Source organism: Psychromonas arctica, from assembly GCF_038155225.1.
Taxonomy (GTDB): Bacteria; Pseudomonadota; Gammaproteobacteria; order Enterobacterales; family Psychromonadaceae; genus Psychromonas; species Psychromonas arctica_B.
In genome coordinates this window covers 175795-192811 of record NZ_JBAKBA010000002.1, presented here as the reverse complement: position 1 = coordinate 192811, position 17017 = coordinate 175795, and the positions used below count along the sequence as shown (strand labels likewise).

General features: G+C 36.3%; 13 protein-coding genes. 8 read left to right on the top strand and 5 right to left on the bottom strand.

Annotation, left to right across the window (positions count from 1 at the left end; all coding sequences use genetic code 11):
- Positions 1-617: 617 nt before the first annotated feature.
- The 4 genes from V6255_RS02000 to V6255_RS01985 all read left to right on the top strand — a co-directional run bounded on the left by V6255_RS02000 (position 618) and on the right by V6255_RS01985 (position 5752).
- Positions 618-2531 (top strand): ATP-dependent DNA helicase RecQ, encoded by a 1914-nt coding sequence (locus V6255_RS02000; RefSeq protein WP_341626644.1) that lies wholly within the window; start codon positions 618-620, stop codon positions 2529-2531.
- 390 nt (positions 2532-2921) lie between these two features.
- Positions 2922-3731, top strand: a complete 810-nt coding sequence (locus V6255_RS01995; RefSeq protein ID WP_341626643.1) for a Cof-type HAD-IIB family hydrolase — start codon at positions 2922-2924, stop codon at positions 3729-3731.
- A gap of 102 nt (positions 3732-3833) precedes the next feature.
- Positions 3834-4496, top strand: a complete 663-nt coding sequence (locus V6255_RS01990) for an NAD(P)H-dependent oxidoreductase (RefSeq protein ID WP_341626642.1) — start codon at positions 3834-3836, stop codon at positions 4494-4496.
- Between the two features lie 515 nt (positions 4497-5011).
- A complete protein-coding gene (locus V6255_RS01985) occupies positions 5012-5752 on the top strand; it encodes an isoprenylcysteine carboxylmethyltransferase family protein (RefSeq protein ID WP_341626641.1) in 741 nt (246 codons plus the stop codon).
- Between the two features lie 535 nt (positions 5753-6287).
- Here the strand turns inward: V6255_RS01985 and V6255_RS01980 are convergent.
- A complete protein-coding gene (locus tag V6255_RS01980) occupies positions 6288-7076 on the bottom strand; it encodes a phytanoyl-CoA dioxygenase family protein (protein WP_341626640.1) in 789 nt (262 codons plus the stop codon).
- A 342-nt stretch (positions 7077-7418) separates the two neighbouring features.
- On the bottom strand, positions 7419-8834 hold the full coding sequence (locus V6255_RS01975) for a PLP-dependent aminotransferase family protein (RefSeq protein WP_341626639.1): 1416 nt from the start codon (positions 8832-8834) through the stop codon (positions 7419-7421).
- A gap of 307 nt (positions 8835-9141) precedes the next feature.
- On the opposite strand from V6255_RS01975, the gene V6255_RS01970 reads away from it, so the two are divergent.
- The 3 genes from V6255_RS01970 (at position 9142) to V6255_RS01960 (ending at position 10593) form a co-directional block, all read left to right on the top strand.
- Positions 9142-9402 (top strand): hypothetical protein, encoded by a 261-nt coding sequence (locus V6255_RS01970; RefSeq protein ID WP_341626638.1) that lies wholly within the window; start codon positions 9142-9144, stop codon positions 9400-9402.
- Between the two features lies 1 nt (position 9403).
- The gene (locus V6255_RS01965; protein WP_341626637.1) at positions 9404-10012 is read left to right on the top strand and encodes a LysE family translocator; all 609 of its coding nucleotides are present in this window, start codon (positions 9404-9406) and stop codon (positions 10010-10012) included.
- A 287-nt stretch (positions 10013-10299) separates the two neighbouring features.
- On the top strand, positions 10300-10593 hold the full coding sequence (locus V6255_RS01960) for an antibiotic biosynthesis monooxygenase family protein (protein WP_341626636.1): 294 nt from the start codon (positions 10300-10302) through the stop codon (positions 10591-10593).
- A gap of 203 nt (positions 10594-10796) precedes the next feature.
- Here V6255_RS01960 and V6255_RS01955 read toward each other — a convergent pair whose 3' ends face one another.
- Positions 10797-11270 (bottom strand): peptide-methionine (S)-S-oxide reductase, encoded by a 474-nt coding sequence (locus tag V6255_RS01955; protein WP_341626635.1) that lies wholly within the window; start codon positions 11268-11270, stop codon positions 10797-10799.
- Between the two features lie 555 nt (positions 11271-11825).
- On the opposite strand from V6255_RS01955, the gene V6255_RS01950 reads away from it, so the two are divergent.
- Positions 11826-14627, top strand: a complete 2802-nt coding sequence (locus V6255_RS01950) for a bifunctional aconitate hydratase 2/2-methylisocitrate dehydratase (RefSeq protein WP_341626634.1) — start codon at positions 11826-11828, stop codon at positions 14625-14627.
- Positions 14628-15072: 445 nt separating this feature from the next.
- Here V6255_RS01950 and V6255_RS01945 read toward each other — a convergent pair whose 3' ends face one another.
- Positions 15073-15747 carry a haloacid dehalogenase type II gene (locus tag V6255_RS01945; RefSeq protein ID WP_341626633.1) on the bottom strand — a complete coding sequence of 225 codons (675 nt, stop codon included), beginning with the start codon at positions 15745-15747 and terminating at the stop codon, positions 15073-15075.
- Positions 15748-15825: 78 nt separating this feature from the next.
- Positions 15826-17010 carry an MFS transporter gene (locus V6255_RS01940; protein ID WP_341626632.1) on the bottom strand — a complete coding sequence of 395 codons (1185 nt, stop codon included), beginning with the start codon at positions 17008-17010 and terminating at the stop codon, positions 15826-15828.
- Positions 17011-17017: the final 7 nt, after the last annotated feature.

Genomic DNA, 17017 nt, shown 5'->3' with positions numbered 1-17017 from the left:
CACAAATACTCGTAAGTTAGAGAATGATCGTTAAGTCAAAAGGTTAATCGTATAATTATGTTTGAATTTTTAAGATTTTGGGGCGCTGGCTTTAGCCTGCAGTTTTTTGTGTGTTGTTTATGCTTTGCATGAAGGAGTTGATAAGGTTAAATATTTATAAGCTGTAGAGTGTGGCAAAGGACAAAATATAAAAAGAGTTAACAAAAAAACTCTGTAAGCTGAAAATAGGACTTACCACACTAGGCTTTGCCTAATTCGTCATGCGCACCGAGCTCAAAACATAAAATGATTCACACCAACACTCGTAAGTTAGAGAGTGACGGTTAAGTCAAAAGGTTAATCGTATAATTATGTTTGAATTTTTAAGGTTTTGGGGCGCTGGCTTTCGCCTGCAGTTTTTTGTGTGTTAGTAAAGACAGTCATATGAAGTAGAAGCGTGTAGTTAGTAATCAAAACATAAAATAATTAATACAAATAACGGTAAATGTAAAAACAAAACGAACTAAACCATATACAAGATGAAAGTAGAAGTGGCATTTATACAAATACTCTCAACTATACTTCAACTATATTTTAACTATGCTATAAATAAGCATTAATCTTTTTTAGGTCTTTTTATGTATTCTACCCTGCAGCAATATTTTGGATTCGATCAATTCAGACCCGGCCAAGAGCCGGTGATTCAAGCGTTGCTTGATGGCCATAGCGCAGCTGCTATTTTCCCTACGGGTTCAGGGAAGTCTCTTTGTTATCAACTTCCTGCATTGCATTTACCGCACCTGACTTTAGTAGTTTCTCCACTGCTCGCGCTGATACAAGACCAATTAGAATTTTTGCAAAGTAAAGGGATTAAAGCGGCGAGTATTCAGTCTATGCAAAGCCCTGCAGAGTCTGCGCAAGTTTATAAAAGTGTTGCAAATGGTGAGATCAAGATTCTATTTATCTCGGTAGAACGTCTTAACAGCGAACGTTTCAGAGCCTTTTTGAAGAAAGTACCCATTTCATTATTAGTGGTTGATGAAGCCCATTGTATTAGTGAATGGGGACATAATTTCCGTCCTGATTATCTAAAGTTAGCAAGCTATCGTGAAGAGTTTGCTATCCAGCAAGTGCTTTTATTGACAGCGACTGCGACATCAAAAGTAATTCACGATATGGCCGCTAAATTCCATATTGATATTAACAATATTACGTTGACAGGATCTTATCGTAGCAACCTAAACCTATCTGTTGTCGGTGTTGATGAAGCGAGTAAGTTACCCTCCTTATTGCCTTGGTTAAAAGACCGACAGCATCGTGCTGGCATTATTTATGTGACGCTACAGAAAACGGCAGAGCAAGTGGCGGAGTCTTTATTACGACAAGGTGTACAAGCTACAGCTTACCATGCAGGTTTAGATTCTGAAGTTAGACAAGGTATCCAACAACAATTTATGAGTGGGAAAATACCGTTAATTGTTGCCACTATTGCCTTTGGTATGGGCATTGATAAAAGCGATATCCGCTTTGTTGTGCATTATGATTTACCAAAATCTATTGAAAACTATGCGCAAGAAATTGGTAGAGCAGGGCGCGATGGTCAACCTTCAGATTGTTTAGTGTTAGCAAACAAAAACAACTTAAATGTATTAGAAAATTTTGTGTATGCCGATACACCGGAAGGCTCTGCTATTGATTTCATCATTAATGAAATCTACCAAACCCAAGGGCATTGGGAAGTGGTAATGAACAGTCTTTCCACTCAATCTAATATTCGTTTATTAGCCTTAAAAACCTTATTGGTTTATTTAGAATTAGAGCAAGTGATTGAACCTGCTTATAGTTATTATGCGGAATATAAATACAAATTTTTAGTCCCTGAAAATGAGTTGGTTTCACGTTTTAATGGCGAACGTGCACAGTTTGTACAAACTATACTTGCTACATCGGACAGAGCACGTACTTGGAGCACGCTTAATTTTGAAAAAATGCAGCAAACTTATCAATGTGAAAGAAGTCGTGTATTAACCGCTATCGATTATTTGGATCAACAGGGGTTGATTGAGCTACAAACAAAGCAAATGACACAAGTCTATAAAGTAGATAAATCTAAAATAACAGGGGATTTATTAGGCGAGTTAACGCAACGATTTTCACAGAAAGAAAGCAGTGAAATTCAACGTATTCATCATTTATTAGCTTTTTTTGCGAGTGATGAATGCCTTAATTTACAATTAGCACAGTACTTCTCAGACACTAATTTACAAGGCGCCTGTGGGCATTGCTCTGTTTGTGCAGGGCATCCAGCGGTCATGCCTGTCGTTGCTAGTTTACGACCATTACAACAATACGATGCAGCACAACAGTGTATTGAAATCTCAGAAAAGTTAGGTGTTCATGATAGTGCAGTGTTGAGAGCGCGCTTTTTTTGTGGATTAACAACACCTATTTTCACGCGTTTAAAAGTTCGTCAATTAACAGGTTTTGCATCACTGGAAAATTATCGCTTTTCAGATGTGTTAGCGTGGATAGAGAAAGGGTGCTTTAAATAAGGTTCAGATAGGTTAGGCATTTTTTGCTTCGTTTTGTTAGCTCTTTTAGTCCTTAACTTTAGTTCTGGATAATGGAAGCATAATGCTATTAAACACCAATATGTTAGGTTTTTATCTTATACGGTATCGTTAGTTTCTTGCTTTATTTTTTAATTGGAATAGTTATGTAACGTACTGTAACTTAATGTAAATTGTTACAGTATTCGTGATTTTTGTCATTTAAATAAAGTAAGCTCGTTATATAAGAAACTTAATGAACAATGTTTGTTAATAATTAATGTTTATTGATAACAATAAGAGAGAATAATCACTTTATTGTCTGGTATTCAAAACATTCAAATAAAATATTAAAAGGTATGTCGTACACCTTAATTAAATAGTGGAGTCAGTATGTACAAACTAATTGCCTTAGATATAGATGGCACATTACTCAATTCAGATAAAAAAATATCGGATGAAAACAAAGCTTCAATTTCAGCTGCTCGTGCAAAAGGTGTACGAGTTGTATTAGTGTCAGGACGTCCTACAAGCGGTATGAGACCGTCATTAAAAGAATTAAGTATGGATTCAGATGATGATTATGTTTTAAGTTTCAACGCTTCTGTAGTGCAAAAAGTAAAAAGTGAAACAATCATTCGTAGTCAAATTTTAACGGGTGTAGATGCAAAGAAGTTGGCTAAAGTAGCTCAACAATACGATGTTGATATTCATGCTTTCTCACATGAAAAAGGATTAATTACACCTGCGCATAATGAATATACTGATCTTGAATCCAGAGTGAATGGTGAGCCCATTACTTTGATTGATTTTGAAGAATTAGCGGATGATGAATTGATATTTAAAGTAATGTTAGTTGATAAACCAGAGAAGCTGACCGCTGCTATTAAACAGCTACCTGCTAGCTTGCATGAAGAGTTTACTATTATGCAAAGTGCTCCTTTTTTCTTAGAATTTTTGAATTTAAACAGTAATAAGGGGATTGGCGTTAAAGCGCTTGCTGAGCATCTATCAATTCCTATGGAACAAGTTATTTGTATGGGTGATGCCGGCAATGATTACCACATGATAAAATACGCGGGTTTAGGTGTTGCAATGGGCAATGCAACCGATGATATAAAAGCCATCGCAGACTATATTACAGCGAGTAATAATGAACATGGTGTTGCAAAAGCCATTCAAAAATTTGTATTAGATGTTTAGTTAACACAGGGGCTTTATTTAGGCTTTAGGTTGCCTATTGTAAGTTTAATTATTGAAGGGCCTGATTTTTAGATATGTAATGTCCATGACGGAGAGTTATTAATGAAGTTTTTAGTATTTTTAGGAACCGTTCGCGATAGCACTCCTCCGAGACCCGCACGTCTTGGTGAACGAGTAGCTAAAGCGTGTATTGAATGTTTAACTGATCGCTTTGGTGATAATGAATTTGAATTGGTTGATGCTTTAGATTATCCATTAGACACTGTTTTTAAACCGCATTTTTCCTATTCAAAAAAACAAGTGCCAGCAGCATTAAATCAACTCGCTAAGAAAATTCAAGATAGCGATGGTTATATCATGATTAGCCCTGAATATAATCACTCGATGAGTCCTGCTTTAACTAACCTATTAAACCATTTTGGTAGTTCTTTATTTTCCTATAAACCGAGTGCGATTGTTACTTACTCTGCTGGTCAATGGGGTGGAATGCGTGCCGCCGTTGGGTTGCGATCTTTCCTTTCTGAGTTAGGTTGTTTGTCAGTTTCATCGATGATCCATGTGCCTAAAGCACAAGATGTTTTTACTGAAGCGGGCGAAATGAAAGAAGGGCAAGTGGAAAGTGCTTGGTTTGATTATTTCTCTCAAACATTTAGTCAATTAGTTTGGTGGGCTGAAGCAACTCATCAACACAGAACGAAGGTCGATCCACATACAATAAATAAAACGTTTAAAACAACACCTGCTGAGCGAAATGCTCCTTCATAACTGTTCCCTGCCTGTACCATTTTAAGAGAGTCTATCCCGTTACCGTTCAAGGTGCTTTGTTCAGCCGTTAGCTTGGACTGCAAATCAAGGCGTAACATGATGGCAATGGCGAGTCGTTATCGAAGGTTGCAACGTTGAGTTAGTTTTCAATCTAACGATCCCAGAGGCAAAATGGTGATGTAAACACCTTGAATAGCCACGGGGATATATTGTTGCTCTAGTGTATTCACTTTCTGGTACAACTTTTAACTATATTAAAGTCACGGTAAGAGGATTGTTTATTAACATTGATCTGCTCTCTATGAAAAGGCTACTTAAATATCATAAAATCATTATAGAAACTCCATAAAATTGCCTAGTCGATTCGGATTATCATCGTCTTTATACTATAATCAAAATCATACAACTGTTTGATTAAAATACTGCTTTTCATGTGGGTTTTTATTGCCACTTTAAAATAAAGAGGTAAATATTCAAAACAGGTTTAAATGAATAAGCGTGGTTAATAGGGCAATATGACATTCTACGATAGCCAATTAGATATAACAGAATTCACACGCTTTTACTTAGCGGCTTTTTATACCTTTGTGGCTGTTTTTTACATCGTTAAAGTTCTTGTTAATAAGCACCAGAACAATAGGCCGTCTAGCGAACAGGCTGGTATTCAACTTAGTACTCGACATGACAGTCAACTTAGCACTCAACATGACAGTCAACTTAATACTCAACATAACCGTCTACGTGAAAATCAAAAAGAGTTAATATTTACCGGAGAGCGTTTTTGTTCTACATGGTGGAATCACATGACATTTCGTGTGTTTAGATCCACTATCTGGGTGGTGTGTTTAGCTAGATTGTTTTTTCCTAACGTTGATGATTATTTAGGTCTGTTATTCCTTTCAGAGTCTTTCAGTATCGTACTTTTAGGTAATATATTGCTCACACTAGGGTTCATGATGACTGTTATTATTCATTTTAAAATGGGTAAGCAATGGCGTTCAGGTATCGACCCATCTGGCCCTAAAAAACTTATTACTGATGGCTTTTATAAATTTTCACGTAATCCTATGTTTTTGAGCATTGCACTCTCTCAGTTTGCTTTTTTTCTTGCGCTACCTTCTTTATTTTCATTACTTTGTTTTATCATTGGTGTAATCGCGTTATACCGTCAAATTCAGTCCGAAGAAACGCACTTGTTACAGCAGTTTCCAGAACAATATAATATATATTCAACAAAAGTACGAAGATGGTTGTGAGCTTCTTGAAAGTTTAGGTGCACATGCTTTAGCCTACAGTCTTTTGTGTGTTGTTATGCTTTACATGAAAGAGTATGTCAAAGGTCAAAACATAAAAATAATTAACGCATAATGAGTAAGTTCGAAAGTGGCTGCTAAGTTAAGAAAATTAGCTGTGTAATGATGTTTGGTTTTTAAGGTTTTGGGGCGCTGGCTTTAGCCTGCAGTATTTTGTGTGTATTTGTATTTTTTGTCTTTTGAGGTGAAAAAATTAGATTGCTTCAGTTTTTTTAAACTGAAGATTGAGTTAAAGGTCAAAGGCTAAAAAAGAACTAATACAGAAAGCCTGAAAGCTGAAGTGTGCGGCCCGAGGCCAAAACATAAAAGGATCAACACAAAACTCCTGCAAGCTGAAGCATGCGCCCCGAATTCAAAACATAAAAGGATCAACACAAAACTCCTGCAAGCTGAAAACAGGACTCGCAGAGCTCTTCCGCTCATAACACTAGGCTTTGCCTAATTCGCCATGCGCCGCGAAGTCAAAGCCTTAAAAGGATTAACATTCACTTAACGACTTTAAATACAGAGTGTTTTTAAATATTGTTGGGTTGGTGATTTTTTCTAACATGACTTCATCGGGTAAACAATCATCATCCACATAGTCGACAAAGTCACCTTCTGAATCAAAAATTAATGTATCGAACGCTAAACGATCTAAGCCGTATAAACCTCGGTGAATCATATCTGCGGAAAATACTAATAAATCACCTGCTTTTAATGGTATTTTTTTCCCTGTTGATAGCTCGTCACTGCTAAATTTTCTTTTTCTTGCCAGACGAACATCTAATTCTTCCTGAGTGTCCCAACGTTTGTGAGAACCAGGAACTAACTCCATACCGGGTTCATCGAATAATGGAACGCGAAAATGCACAACTTGTGTTTCTTGAATCGCTTTTTTTTGACCTTCAATATGATGATCGTATTGGCAATCACGGTGCCAGAAATTTTCTTGTTGTGGGCGTTGCGGGTTGAAAAATAATTGAGTATTCATGAAAGCTGGATCGTTAGGAATAATGGCATTAATGATGTCTGTCATCTTTTTTGAACAGATGAAGTTAAATAATTTTAAACGATCTTGGCTTTGTAAATACTGAGTGCCGGTTATTAAGGAAGAGTTAAACGCTTCTTTTTGGAAGAAGGTTTCATTGTCAGCTTTCCATGTTTCATGGAAAGTCTGTACTGTTTCTCTTAATGCTGACATTTCAGTTTCAGTAAAGTAGTTTTGAATAACAAAGTAACCTTGTTGATCATATTCGTTTTTTAAGTGATTTAAATTACTAACCATTTACCGTTGCTACCCTTGTTCTCATTTTAAATTGAATGCTTCTAGCTACTCAGTTTACATTTTCTTTTATCTGTTTTTCGATATACGTTTTTAGTTATTTTATGGCTAATTTGGGGACTGTTTTGGGAACCATGTTTAGGACTCGGTTTCAGCTTTTTTCAAAATAGGTTCCATCAAATTTAAAATAAGCATGATGTTTTATTTAAGTGATAGCCTTATTATTTGAATCTAATCATTTTTAAATAGCCTTAAAAAAGTCGTTTAATGATCAACAAAATACTCTGTTATTTTTGGTCATGCATAATAGCGGAATATCAGTAAAACACCCATTAAGTTTATTGGTTATTTTTCGATTTGTTGCTCGATATAAAATCCTAATTTACCAATAGCTTGCTCACGCTCTATTTCTGTTTTTTCACTAAAGTTTAAGCGCATACAATGTCGATATTTCCCGGTAGCAGAAAAGAGGGTGCCAGGTGCAATACTGACATCACCCTTTTTGCATTGGGCTGCTAGTTTTACAGCATCAAACTTCTTGTTGAGTTCCACCCATAAAACATAACCACCTTGTGGAAAACTGATACGTGTATCTTGTGGAAAATATTGTTTAATGCATTTTATAAGGTGGTCTCGGCCTTGTTTGTAAAGTAAACGTACTTTACGTGTATGGCGGTTATAAGCCCCTGTTTCGATAAAATCTGCGATGGCGAGTTGTGGTAATGTTGGGCACATTGAACTACTGACGTATTTAACATGGGTTACTTTATCGCGGTAGCGGCCAGGCGCAATCCAACCAACGCGTATTCCTGGTGCGACGGTTTTTGAAAATGAGCTACATAATAAAACACGACCGTCTTCATCAAAGGACTTTATTGTCTTAGGCCGCGGTGATTGGTAACTAATATCGCCATAAATGTCATCTTCAATAATACTGATGTCATAACTTTGCGCTAGCTGATAAAGCCGTTTTTTATCAGCTTCAGGCATGCTATATCCCATTGGGTTGTTGGCTGTTGGGGTGACTAAAATAGCTTTAATCGGCCATTGTTCTAGTGCTAGTTCTAATGCTGCTAGGCTTAAGCCATTTTCTGCATTGGTTGGGATTTCAATGGCTTTTAAGTTAGCCGTTTTAATTGCTTGCATTGAACCATAAAAACTTGGTGATTCAATGGCCACTATGTCGCCAGGCTCTGTAACGGAACGTAAGCAGACAGATAAACCTTCTTGGCAACCCGAGGTAATAACGAGATCGTCTGGATGCAATACACAACCGGAATTAGTCGCTAATTTAGCAATTTGTTCGCGCAGTTGTAATGTGCCTTTAATATTGCCATAGGGGAGGCTGAGCGCTACTTGATGGCGCATTAATGATGACATCTTTTTTAATAATGGGTTTAAACTCGGCACACTCATATTCGGCATTGCATGTTGTAATTGGGTAGTCGATACGTTTTCCTTGGCCAGTAACACTTCTAATACATCTTGCCACTGTGATACATCAATTGGACGCTGGGCTGGACGAGAGGTGATAGGCAAGGTCGGTGTTGTAGTTTTATGTGCAACAAAATAACCGGATTTAGGCCGTGCTTCTATTAAACCTTCCATTTCAAGTTGGTGGTAAGCTTGTTGGACGGTTGAGATACTAACGTTATGTTCAGCTACTAATTGACGAATCGACGGTAATTTATCCCTTTCTACAAAGAAACCGCTGTGTATATTTTCACGTAAACTATTTGCTACTTTATCGTATAGCTTCATTTTCAGATCTCCCTTTTAGCACTATCCCCTCGAAGCCTTCGAGTTTCTTTTGTACGTACCTTTTAAAAAATATTTAGGTTATTCTATTTTTAATACAGATTTATATTACATGTGTTTTATTTATTTTAACCATACAGATAGGTCATAAAATAAACATACAGGGTGTAATTTTACTTTTCTGTATCTAAAAACTAAATAAAATTGAGTCTGTATTGAAAATTAAGCTTATCTACAATGGCTTCTAGTTGCTTAGTTCAAGCATCAACTAAGTAAATTAAATAATTATTTAATAAAAAGGATGATTGTTATGAAGGCTAAAAGCACGATAAGTAGATTAATAAGGCAATACCAAACTCGACAGCAATTAAGCGATTTACCTTCCTATTTGATTGACGATATTGGAAAAACGCCTGAAGAAATTAAACAAGAATTAAGTAAAAACTCAGTGACATTCGTTTTGAGTAAAACGTTAGCACTATTAATAATGGCTACTCAGACAAAGTTGAAGATGACTATTTTAAGTCAGCCACTAAATACGTTATTTAATCAGCTATTAAGGAGGGCTTAATATGGATATTTCATTACTGTTAGCGATCTCTTTATTCGCTTTTGTTATGTCAGTGACGCCGGGACCCAATAACATTATGTTATTAGCATCGGGCGCTCAGTTTGGTTATCAAAAAACATTACCGCATGTCTTTGGTATTTTATTGGGTATTGCTAGTTTATTGGCGTCAGTTTTACTGGGGGTAGGCGCGGTACTTGAACGCTATCCTGATATTTATAATGTATTAAAAGTCTTAGGTAGCCTTTATCTGTTTTGGCTCGCTTGGAAAATCACCACTGCATCGACAGATCCCGGTTCAATCAATAACGCACAAACAAAAACCAAACCTATGTCTATATTCGCCGCCGCTTGCTTTCAGTTTGTAAACCCTAAAGCGTGGGCAATGTGTGTCGGGAGTATCAGTACTTTTACGTTAGCTGGTGAACAATACCTTGAGTCAGGTTTATGGATCATGTTGTGTTTTGCTTTAAACGGGTTTATTGCGATCAGTTTATGGGCTTACCTTGGTGTCGGTATTGCACAACGGTTAACCACGATTAAGCGTAAAAAAGTGTTTAATTATACGATGGGTGCAATGACGGTTGGTACATTATTTTTTATATTAAATTAGTTTGTTATATCCAATCAGCTTCTTGATATTGAATGAGGCCGTATTTGTAAAGTGACAGCGCAGCCATTGGTAATATTGAGCACTTCAGAGTTGAATCTACCGGTGAATAAAGTCACGTTAGCAAAAAGCTCATTAACTAAGGCTATGTAACTATTACCGCATAACCAAAAATTCATAATTAATAGTGGACAGTCAATATTACAAAAAATGAACATATTGATTAATCAACACATTAATTAGTCAAAGATACAGTTTAACTTACTTCAAAGAAGAGGATAGGGATTGAAATGAACAGTGAAATGAAATTAGTGATATTCATTGAAGTTCAGGCTGGACAAGCTGAACAACAAATTGCCCTATACAATAAAGTTAAGCCTTTAGTGCTAGCTGAAGCGGGTTGTTTACAATATGAAATGAGACGAGTCACAGGTAGTGATGTTCATTTTGTATTAATAGAGTTATGGACATCACAAGATGCATTAACGTTACATGAGCAAACATTGCACATGAAAGAAGCTGATGCTCTAAGCCTTTCATTTAGAGTTGGACCCGCTAAAGTGATTCAGCTATCTCGGCTTTAATTGCTAGTCTTTAACTCTTTTGCTTTTAACTAATTGGCCTTTGAATATTGAAGATTCATTATTAATTATGCTGTTTTTAATACTTATGCCTTAAATAAGTATTAAAAACAGGGAAAGGGCAGTTTTTTTAGAGCGCTAAATTTCCCTGTTAATTTATGTGTTTTTTATAATAATTATTGAGAAGGGTACTTGATGCGATTTATCTATTCTTTGTACTTATAAAGCTTTTCTTTAGGGATGTGACAATAGTCATCGGGGAAGTTTTGTAATCTGTCTTGATGCTCGTCTGCGCTTTTTATATAGTTTGTTAATGGTTGAACTTCTACTGCAATTTTTTCATGATCACTTCTACTGCTAATTATCTCATTAACATCAGCTAAATGAAGTAATGAAATAGAGTAAATACCAGTACGATATTTTTCGCCAACATCAATGCCTTGTTTATTAATACTGTATGGGTCAATGACTTCAAAATAGCAGGAAATTAATTGCTCTAAAGAAATGATACTTGGATCAAATTGAGTTCTAACACACTCGGCATAACCATCGTAATCGCCATCTAAGTGTTGAGTAGTACCATTTGCTCTACCCACTTCTGTAAACTGAATACCAGGTACGTGCCTCAAATATTCTTGGACTCCCCATAAACAGCCGCCAGCTAAGTATATTTCTTCCATTGTATTGTCCTAAGTCGATATCTGTAAAAGGTATTTATATATTGGCACTAAAACTAAAACTGAAACTAAAATTAAGATTATAAGTATAAATCATCAATCAACTTTTCAATTAAGTTATCAATTAAATCATTATATAGTCAGCACCTAGCCACTTAATAACATTAGTAACCTTGACAACATTGAAGTTTGAAAAAGTCAGTTTATTGAGCGTGATGACATAAATCAAGTCCCTGTACATTGCTAGATGCTTTATTAAACACATTGTTTAATTTAGTATTAAAGGATTTTAATATCCTTTATATTAGTAGGGATTAGAGCGTATATTTATTCAAATAAGCATAAACTACCTATGAATACATTGGCTTATTAAATATGTTAATCAAATGTTTTATGTTAATTTTTATCGGTACTGATAATGATAATCATGTGGTGAGTTTTGTGCCTCATTTTATTGAATTATATCGTTTTATCTGAGAGCTGAGTGGCTATCTATTATCCATGTTTATGGTATATAATGTTGCGTATGTTAAATTATTGTTATTATTAGAGGTATAAATGAGCCTGTATTTAGATTACTTAAATGAAATAGAAGATCGTAAAGTTGAAGGTCTACATCCACTACCAATTGATAAAGGTGACTTGTTAGCTGAGATCATCACTCAAATCAAAGATACTGGTAATGAGCATCGTGAAGCTTCACTTAATTTCTTCATCTATAACACTTTGCCTGGTACTACTAATGCAGCTAGTGTTAAATCGCAATTTTTAAAAGAAATCATTCTTGGTCAATCTGTTGTTGCTGAAATTACACCAGAATTTGCTTTTGAATTGTTATCTCACATGAAAGGTGGTCCTTCTGTTGAAGTACTGCTTGATTTAGCCCTTTCAGATGACGCTTCAGTAGCAACGCCCGCGGCAGAAGTATTAAAAACACAAGTATTCTTGTATGAAGCAGACACTGAACGTCTTGAAGCTTCATTTAAAGAAGGCAATGCGATTGCTAAAGATATTCTTGAAAGTTACGCTCGTGCGGACTTCTTCACTAAATTACCTGAAATTGCTGAAACAATTGATGTAGTGACTTATATTGCCGCTGAAGGCGATATTTCAACGGATTTACTCTCTCCTGGTAACCAAGCTCACTCTCGTTCAGATCGTGAATTACACGGTAAGTGTATGATCACACCTGAAGCGCAAGACGAAATTCAAGAGTTACAAAAACAATACCCTGGCAAAAAAGTCATGCTAATTGCTGAAAAAGGCACAATGGGTGTGGGTTCATCTCGTATGTCTGGCGTGAACAACGTGGCACTATGGGCAGGTGAGCAAGCAAGTCCTTATATTCCATTTGTTAACTTTGCACCGGTTGTTGCAGGTACAAATGGTATTTCACCCATCTTTTTAACAACGGTTGGTGTAACTGGTGGTATTGGTCTAGATCTTAAGAACTGGGTTAAGAAAGTAGATGCTGATGGCAAAACTATTTTAAATGAAAGCGGCGACCCAGTACTAGAGCAAACATATTCTGTTGATACAGGCACAGTGTTAACCATTAACACTAAAGAGAAAAAATTATACAACGGTGATAAAGAGCTAGCAGACGTTTCTTCTGCATTCTCTCCACAAGCTGTTGAGTTTATGAAAGCGGGCGGTTCTTACGCGATTGTATTTGGTAAAAAATTACAAACCTTTGCTGCTGAAACACTAGGTGTGCCACTAGAACTTGTTTACGCACCATCTCAAGAAATCTCTCATGAAGGCCAAGGCCTAACTGCTGTTGAAAAAATCTTTAACAAGAATGCAGTGGGCGTAATGTCTAAAGCCGCTTTACATGCTGGCTCTGATGTTCGTGTTCAAGTTAATATCGTTGGTTCACAAGATACAACGGGTTTAATGACTTCTCAAGAACTTGAGTCTATGGCTGCGACTGTTATTTCGCCTATCGTTGATGGCGCTTATCAATCAGGTTGTCATACAGCATCTGTTTGGGATAACAAAGCACAAGCAAACATTCCTAAATTAATGGCGTTCATGAATAAGTTTGGTCTTATTACTGCACGTGATCCTAAGGGCGTTTACCGTCCAATGACAGATGTTATTCATAAAGTACTTAATGATATCACTGTTGATGATTGGGCTATTATTATTGGTGGTGATTCACATACTCGTATGTCTAAAGGTGTTGCTTTCGGCGCCGATTCAGGAACAGTTGGCCTAGCGCTAGCAACAGGTGAAGCTACAATGCCTATTCCTGAGTCTGTTAAAGTTACTTTTAAAGGTGACTTAAAAGACTACATGGATTTCCGTGATGTTGTTCATGCAACGCAAGCGCAAATGCTTAAACAGTTTGGTGATAACGTATTCCAAGGTCGTGTTATTGAAGTACATATCGGTACTTTATTGGCTGACCAAGCGTTTACCTTTACCGATTGGACTGCTGAAATGAAAGCAAAAGCATCAATCTGTATTTCACAAGATGATACATTGGTTGAGTCTTTAGAAATCTCAAAAAGCCGTATCCAAATCATGATTGATAAAGGTATGGATAATCAAATTGAAACACTTAAAGGCTTAATTGCAATAGCTGATAAGCGTATCAATGAGATTAAGTCAGGTGAAAAAGCGGCACTTGCACCAGACAACAATGCTAAATACTTTGCTGAGCTAATCGTTGATTTAGACCAACTTGATGAGCCAATGATTGCTGACCCTGATGTTAATAATGCAGATGTTTCTAAGCGTTATACTCATGACACCATTCGTCCTGTTTCTTTCTATAAAGGTGAGAAGCAAGTAGACCTTGGATTTGTTGGGTCATGTATGGTTCATAAAGGTGACATGAAGATTATTTCTCAAATGCTGAGAAACTTAGAAGATCAAAATGGTAAAATCCACTTTAAAGCGCCATTAGTGATTGCGCCACCAACATACAACATTGTTGATGAGCTTAAAGCTGAAGGCGATTGGGATGTACTTAAGAAGTATGCTGGTTTTGAGTTTAATGATGATGCTCCAAAAGAGTCTGCTCGTACTAAATACGAAAACATCATGTATCTTGAACGTCCTGGATGTAACCTTTGTATGGGTAACCAAGAGAAAGCAGAGAAGGGTGACACTGTAATGGCAACTTCAACGCGTCTTTTCCAAGGCCGTGTTGTTGAAGATACTGAAGGTAAAAAAGGTGAGTCTCTATTATCATCTACGCCAGTTGTTGTACTTTCAACTATCCTTGGTCGTACACCAACGATGGAAGAATACAAAAATGCTGTTAAAGGTATCAAGTTAACTGACTTCGCTCCACCACTAGATGCGATGACAACTGAACCAGTTGAATTCATTCAAGTCAGTAACGTTTAAAGAATGTAGCAAAATTGGTTTTTGGTATTTAAAATAGAATGAGCTGTTAATAATATTTAATACTTATTCTATAAAAATTATCTTAAGCCAAACTCATATCAATTAAGGATTGTACTCGAAAGAGGGCAATCCTTTTTTTATCACTATTTTTCGATAAATCATATGGCTCAAATTCATTCACTTTCTACATCTGCTAAAGGTTAATTTAATGCAGACGTTTTGGTAATGACATAGATGAACACGTATTAAAATATTGAATTAGTCCAAATGCACTTGATTAGAATGATCAGCTAACAAAAATAAAAGGGAAATCTTAATTGGAGAATGTTTTATCGAGTACAGTAGGATTAATATTCACCGCATACGGTTAAATACAACAACTTAATAATATGCGGTAAATTGTTATCAGTAAGTAGTTCTTGATTATTTACTGTTGGATCAGGCTTTATTTATCGTCATTGATTATTTGGCTAACGATATCATTCATATTCTTTTCGATAATACTTGGCTTTAAATATTGAGGATTATAAGGCGTGCCTGCTCTATCAATGTAAGCGGCTAACATGCCTGAAGACATTGCACCATGTGTATCCCAGTCATGGGTAGCGACTAAACGAAGTGAACTGATTGGTTGTTCTAAAAGATCTGCAACAAATTGATATACTTTAGGATCTGGCTTAAAGCTGCCTGTTTCTTCTACTGAAACCACTTTCGAAAAATAACTGCTTAAACCCGCATTTTCTATTTGTTTTTTGATAAGTGCTAACGATGAGTTTGAAAAGGCAATCGTTTCGTAACCGTTATCACGTAATTTAGTTAACGCTGGTTTGATATCATCATGTGCATTGAGGCTAGCAAAAGTGGCTAAAATATCATCGCGTGCTTGATCTGATAAATTGACACCTTTACGTGCAGCTACATTGTTAAGTATATCACCTGCTAATGTCGCAAATTCAGTTTTAAGACCTGTTACAGCACAAACGGTTGATGAGTGTAATAACGTTGAAAACCAAAGCCCTAATACTGATTCATCTGCAAAAGCTTGTTCAAATTTTGGCTTAAGTTTGTTTAAGTTAAGTACTGTTTCGTTAATATCAAATAATACTGTATTACGTTTCATGGTATTTCCTTTGTCGTGCATTTTAAAAAATAATTGGGCTTTGTTATTTATTCTTTTTAGTAAGCAATATATTTTTTGTTAACAACATGCTTTTGCTATAACAGGCATCTCAAGTTTATACATCACTGTTTTAGCAATAAACCCTGTGATGAAAATGATCACCGCTGATGTATATAACATGGTTGTCATACCCCAAGAACTGATAATAAAGCCATTTAATGTGGTGCCTATTGCTCCCCCTGTGAATAAGCCAAATGAAGCCGTTGACATAATTGAGCCTTTCATATGTGGTATTTGCTCTTGTATTTTGGCTATAAAGACAGGCTGAAATAAAATAAAACCAGCACCAAACATGAATAGATAGAAGCAAAACAGAACAGGATTGTTGGTTGCAGATAATCCTAGTAACGCTAGTGCAATTAAGGTTCCATTAAAAGGCATATAGTATTGTTGTAATCTATTTCTGAGTTTTGGCATCGCTTTGCCAGCAACAATAATGCCAAGGCCAAAAGGCGATAGCATTGCGCCGACAATAAAAATGTCATAGCCAAATCGTTCTGTTATTAATTTCCCAGTGTAAGTGAAAATACCAAACACGGTAAAACCCATTAATAGAAATAAAGGCAGTAATGAAAGCACACCTTTGTGACTTAACACTTTTTTATAGGTGGAAAGGATATTAATTTTATCACTAACGGGTTCATCCCTTTTAATCATCTTTATCATCACTATGGCTAAAATTAATTCCATTACGCCATAGGATAAATAAACTAACTTCCAAGAACCAAGGTGAGCAATAGTACCCCCTATGAGTGTTGCTGTAGAGGTTCCTAAGAAACCATAGGACATTATTTTAGTCAGAACTTGCGGTCGTTCACTATCGCTAGTGGCTTGGCCTAAATAAGCGAGTACCACTGGTAATAAACCTGCGGCAAAAGCACCATTGACGGCCCTGAAAAAGATAAGTGAAGGCAAGTCATAGGCGAGTGCACCTAAGATACTAAAGATTGCAGTTCCCATGGTCGATATATGGATAATGAATACTTTGCCATAGCGGTCAGATAGAGGGCCGAATAAGATAGTAAATACACCAAATGCTAGCATATAGGCGGTAACAGAGGATGCCGCTGCATTAACTGAAAAGTCTAAATCTTCTGCTATATTAACGATTAATGGCGCTGCTGCATAGTTGTCACCATTTGCTAAAAACAATAGCGATCCAAACAAAAATATTACCGTGTTAGTTACTAATTTATCCGTCATCGATTTA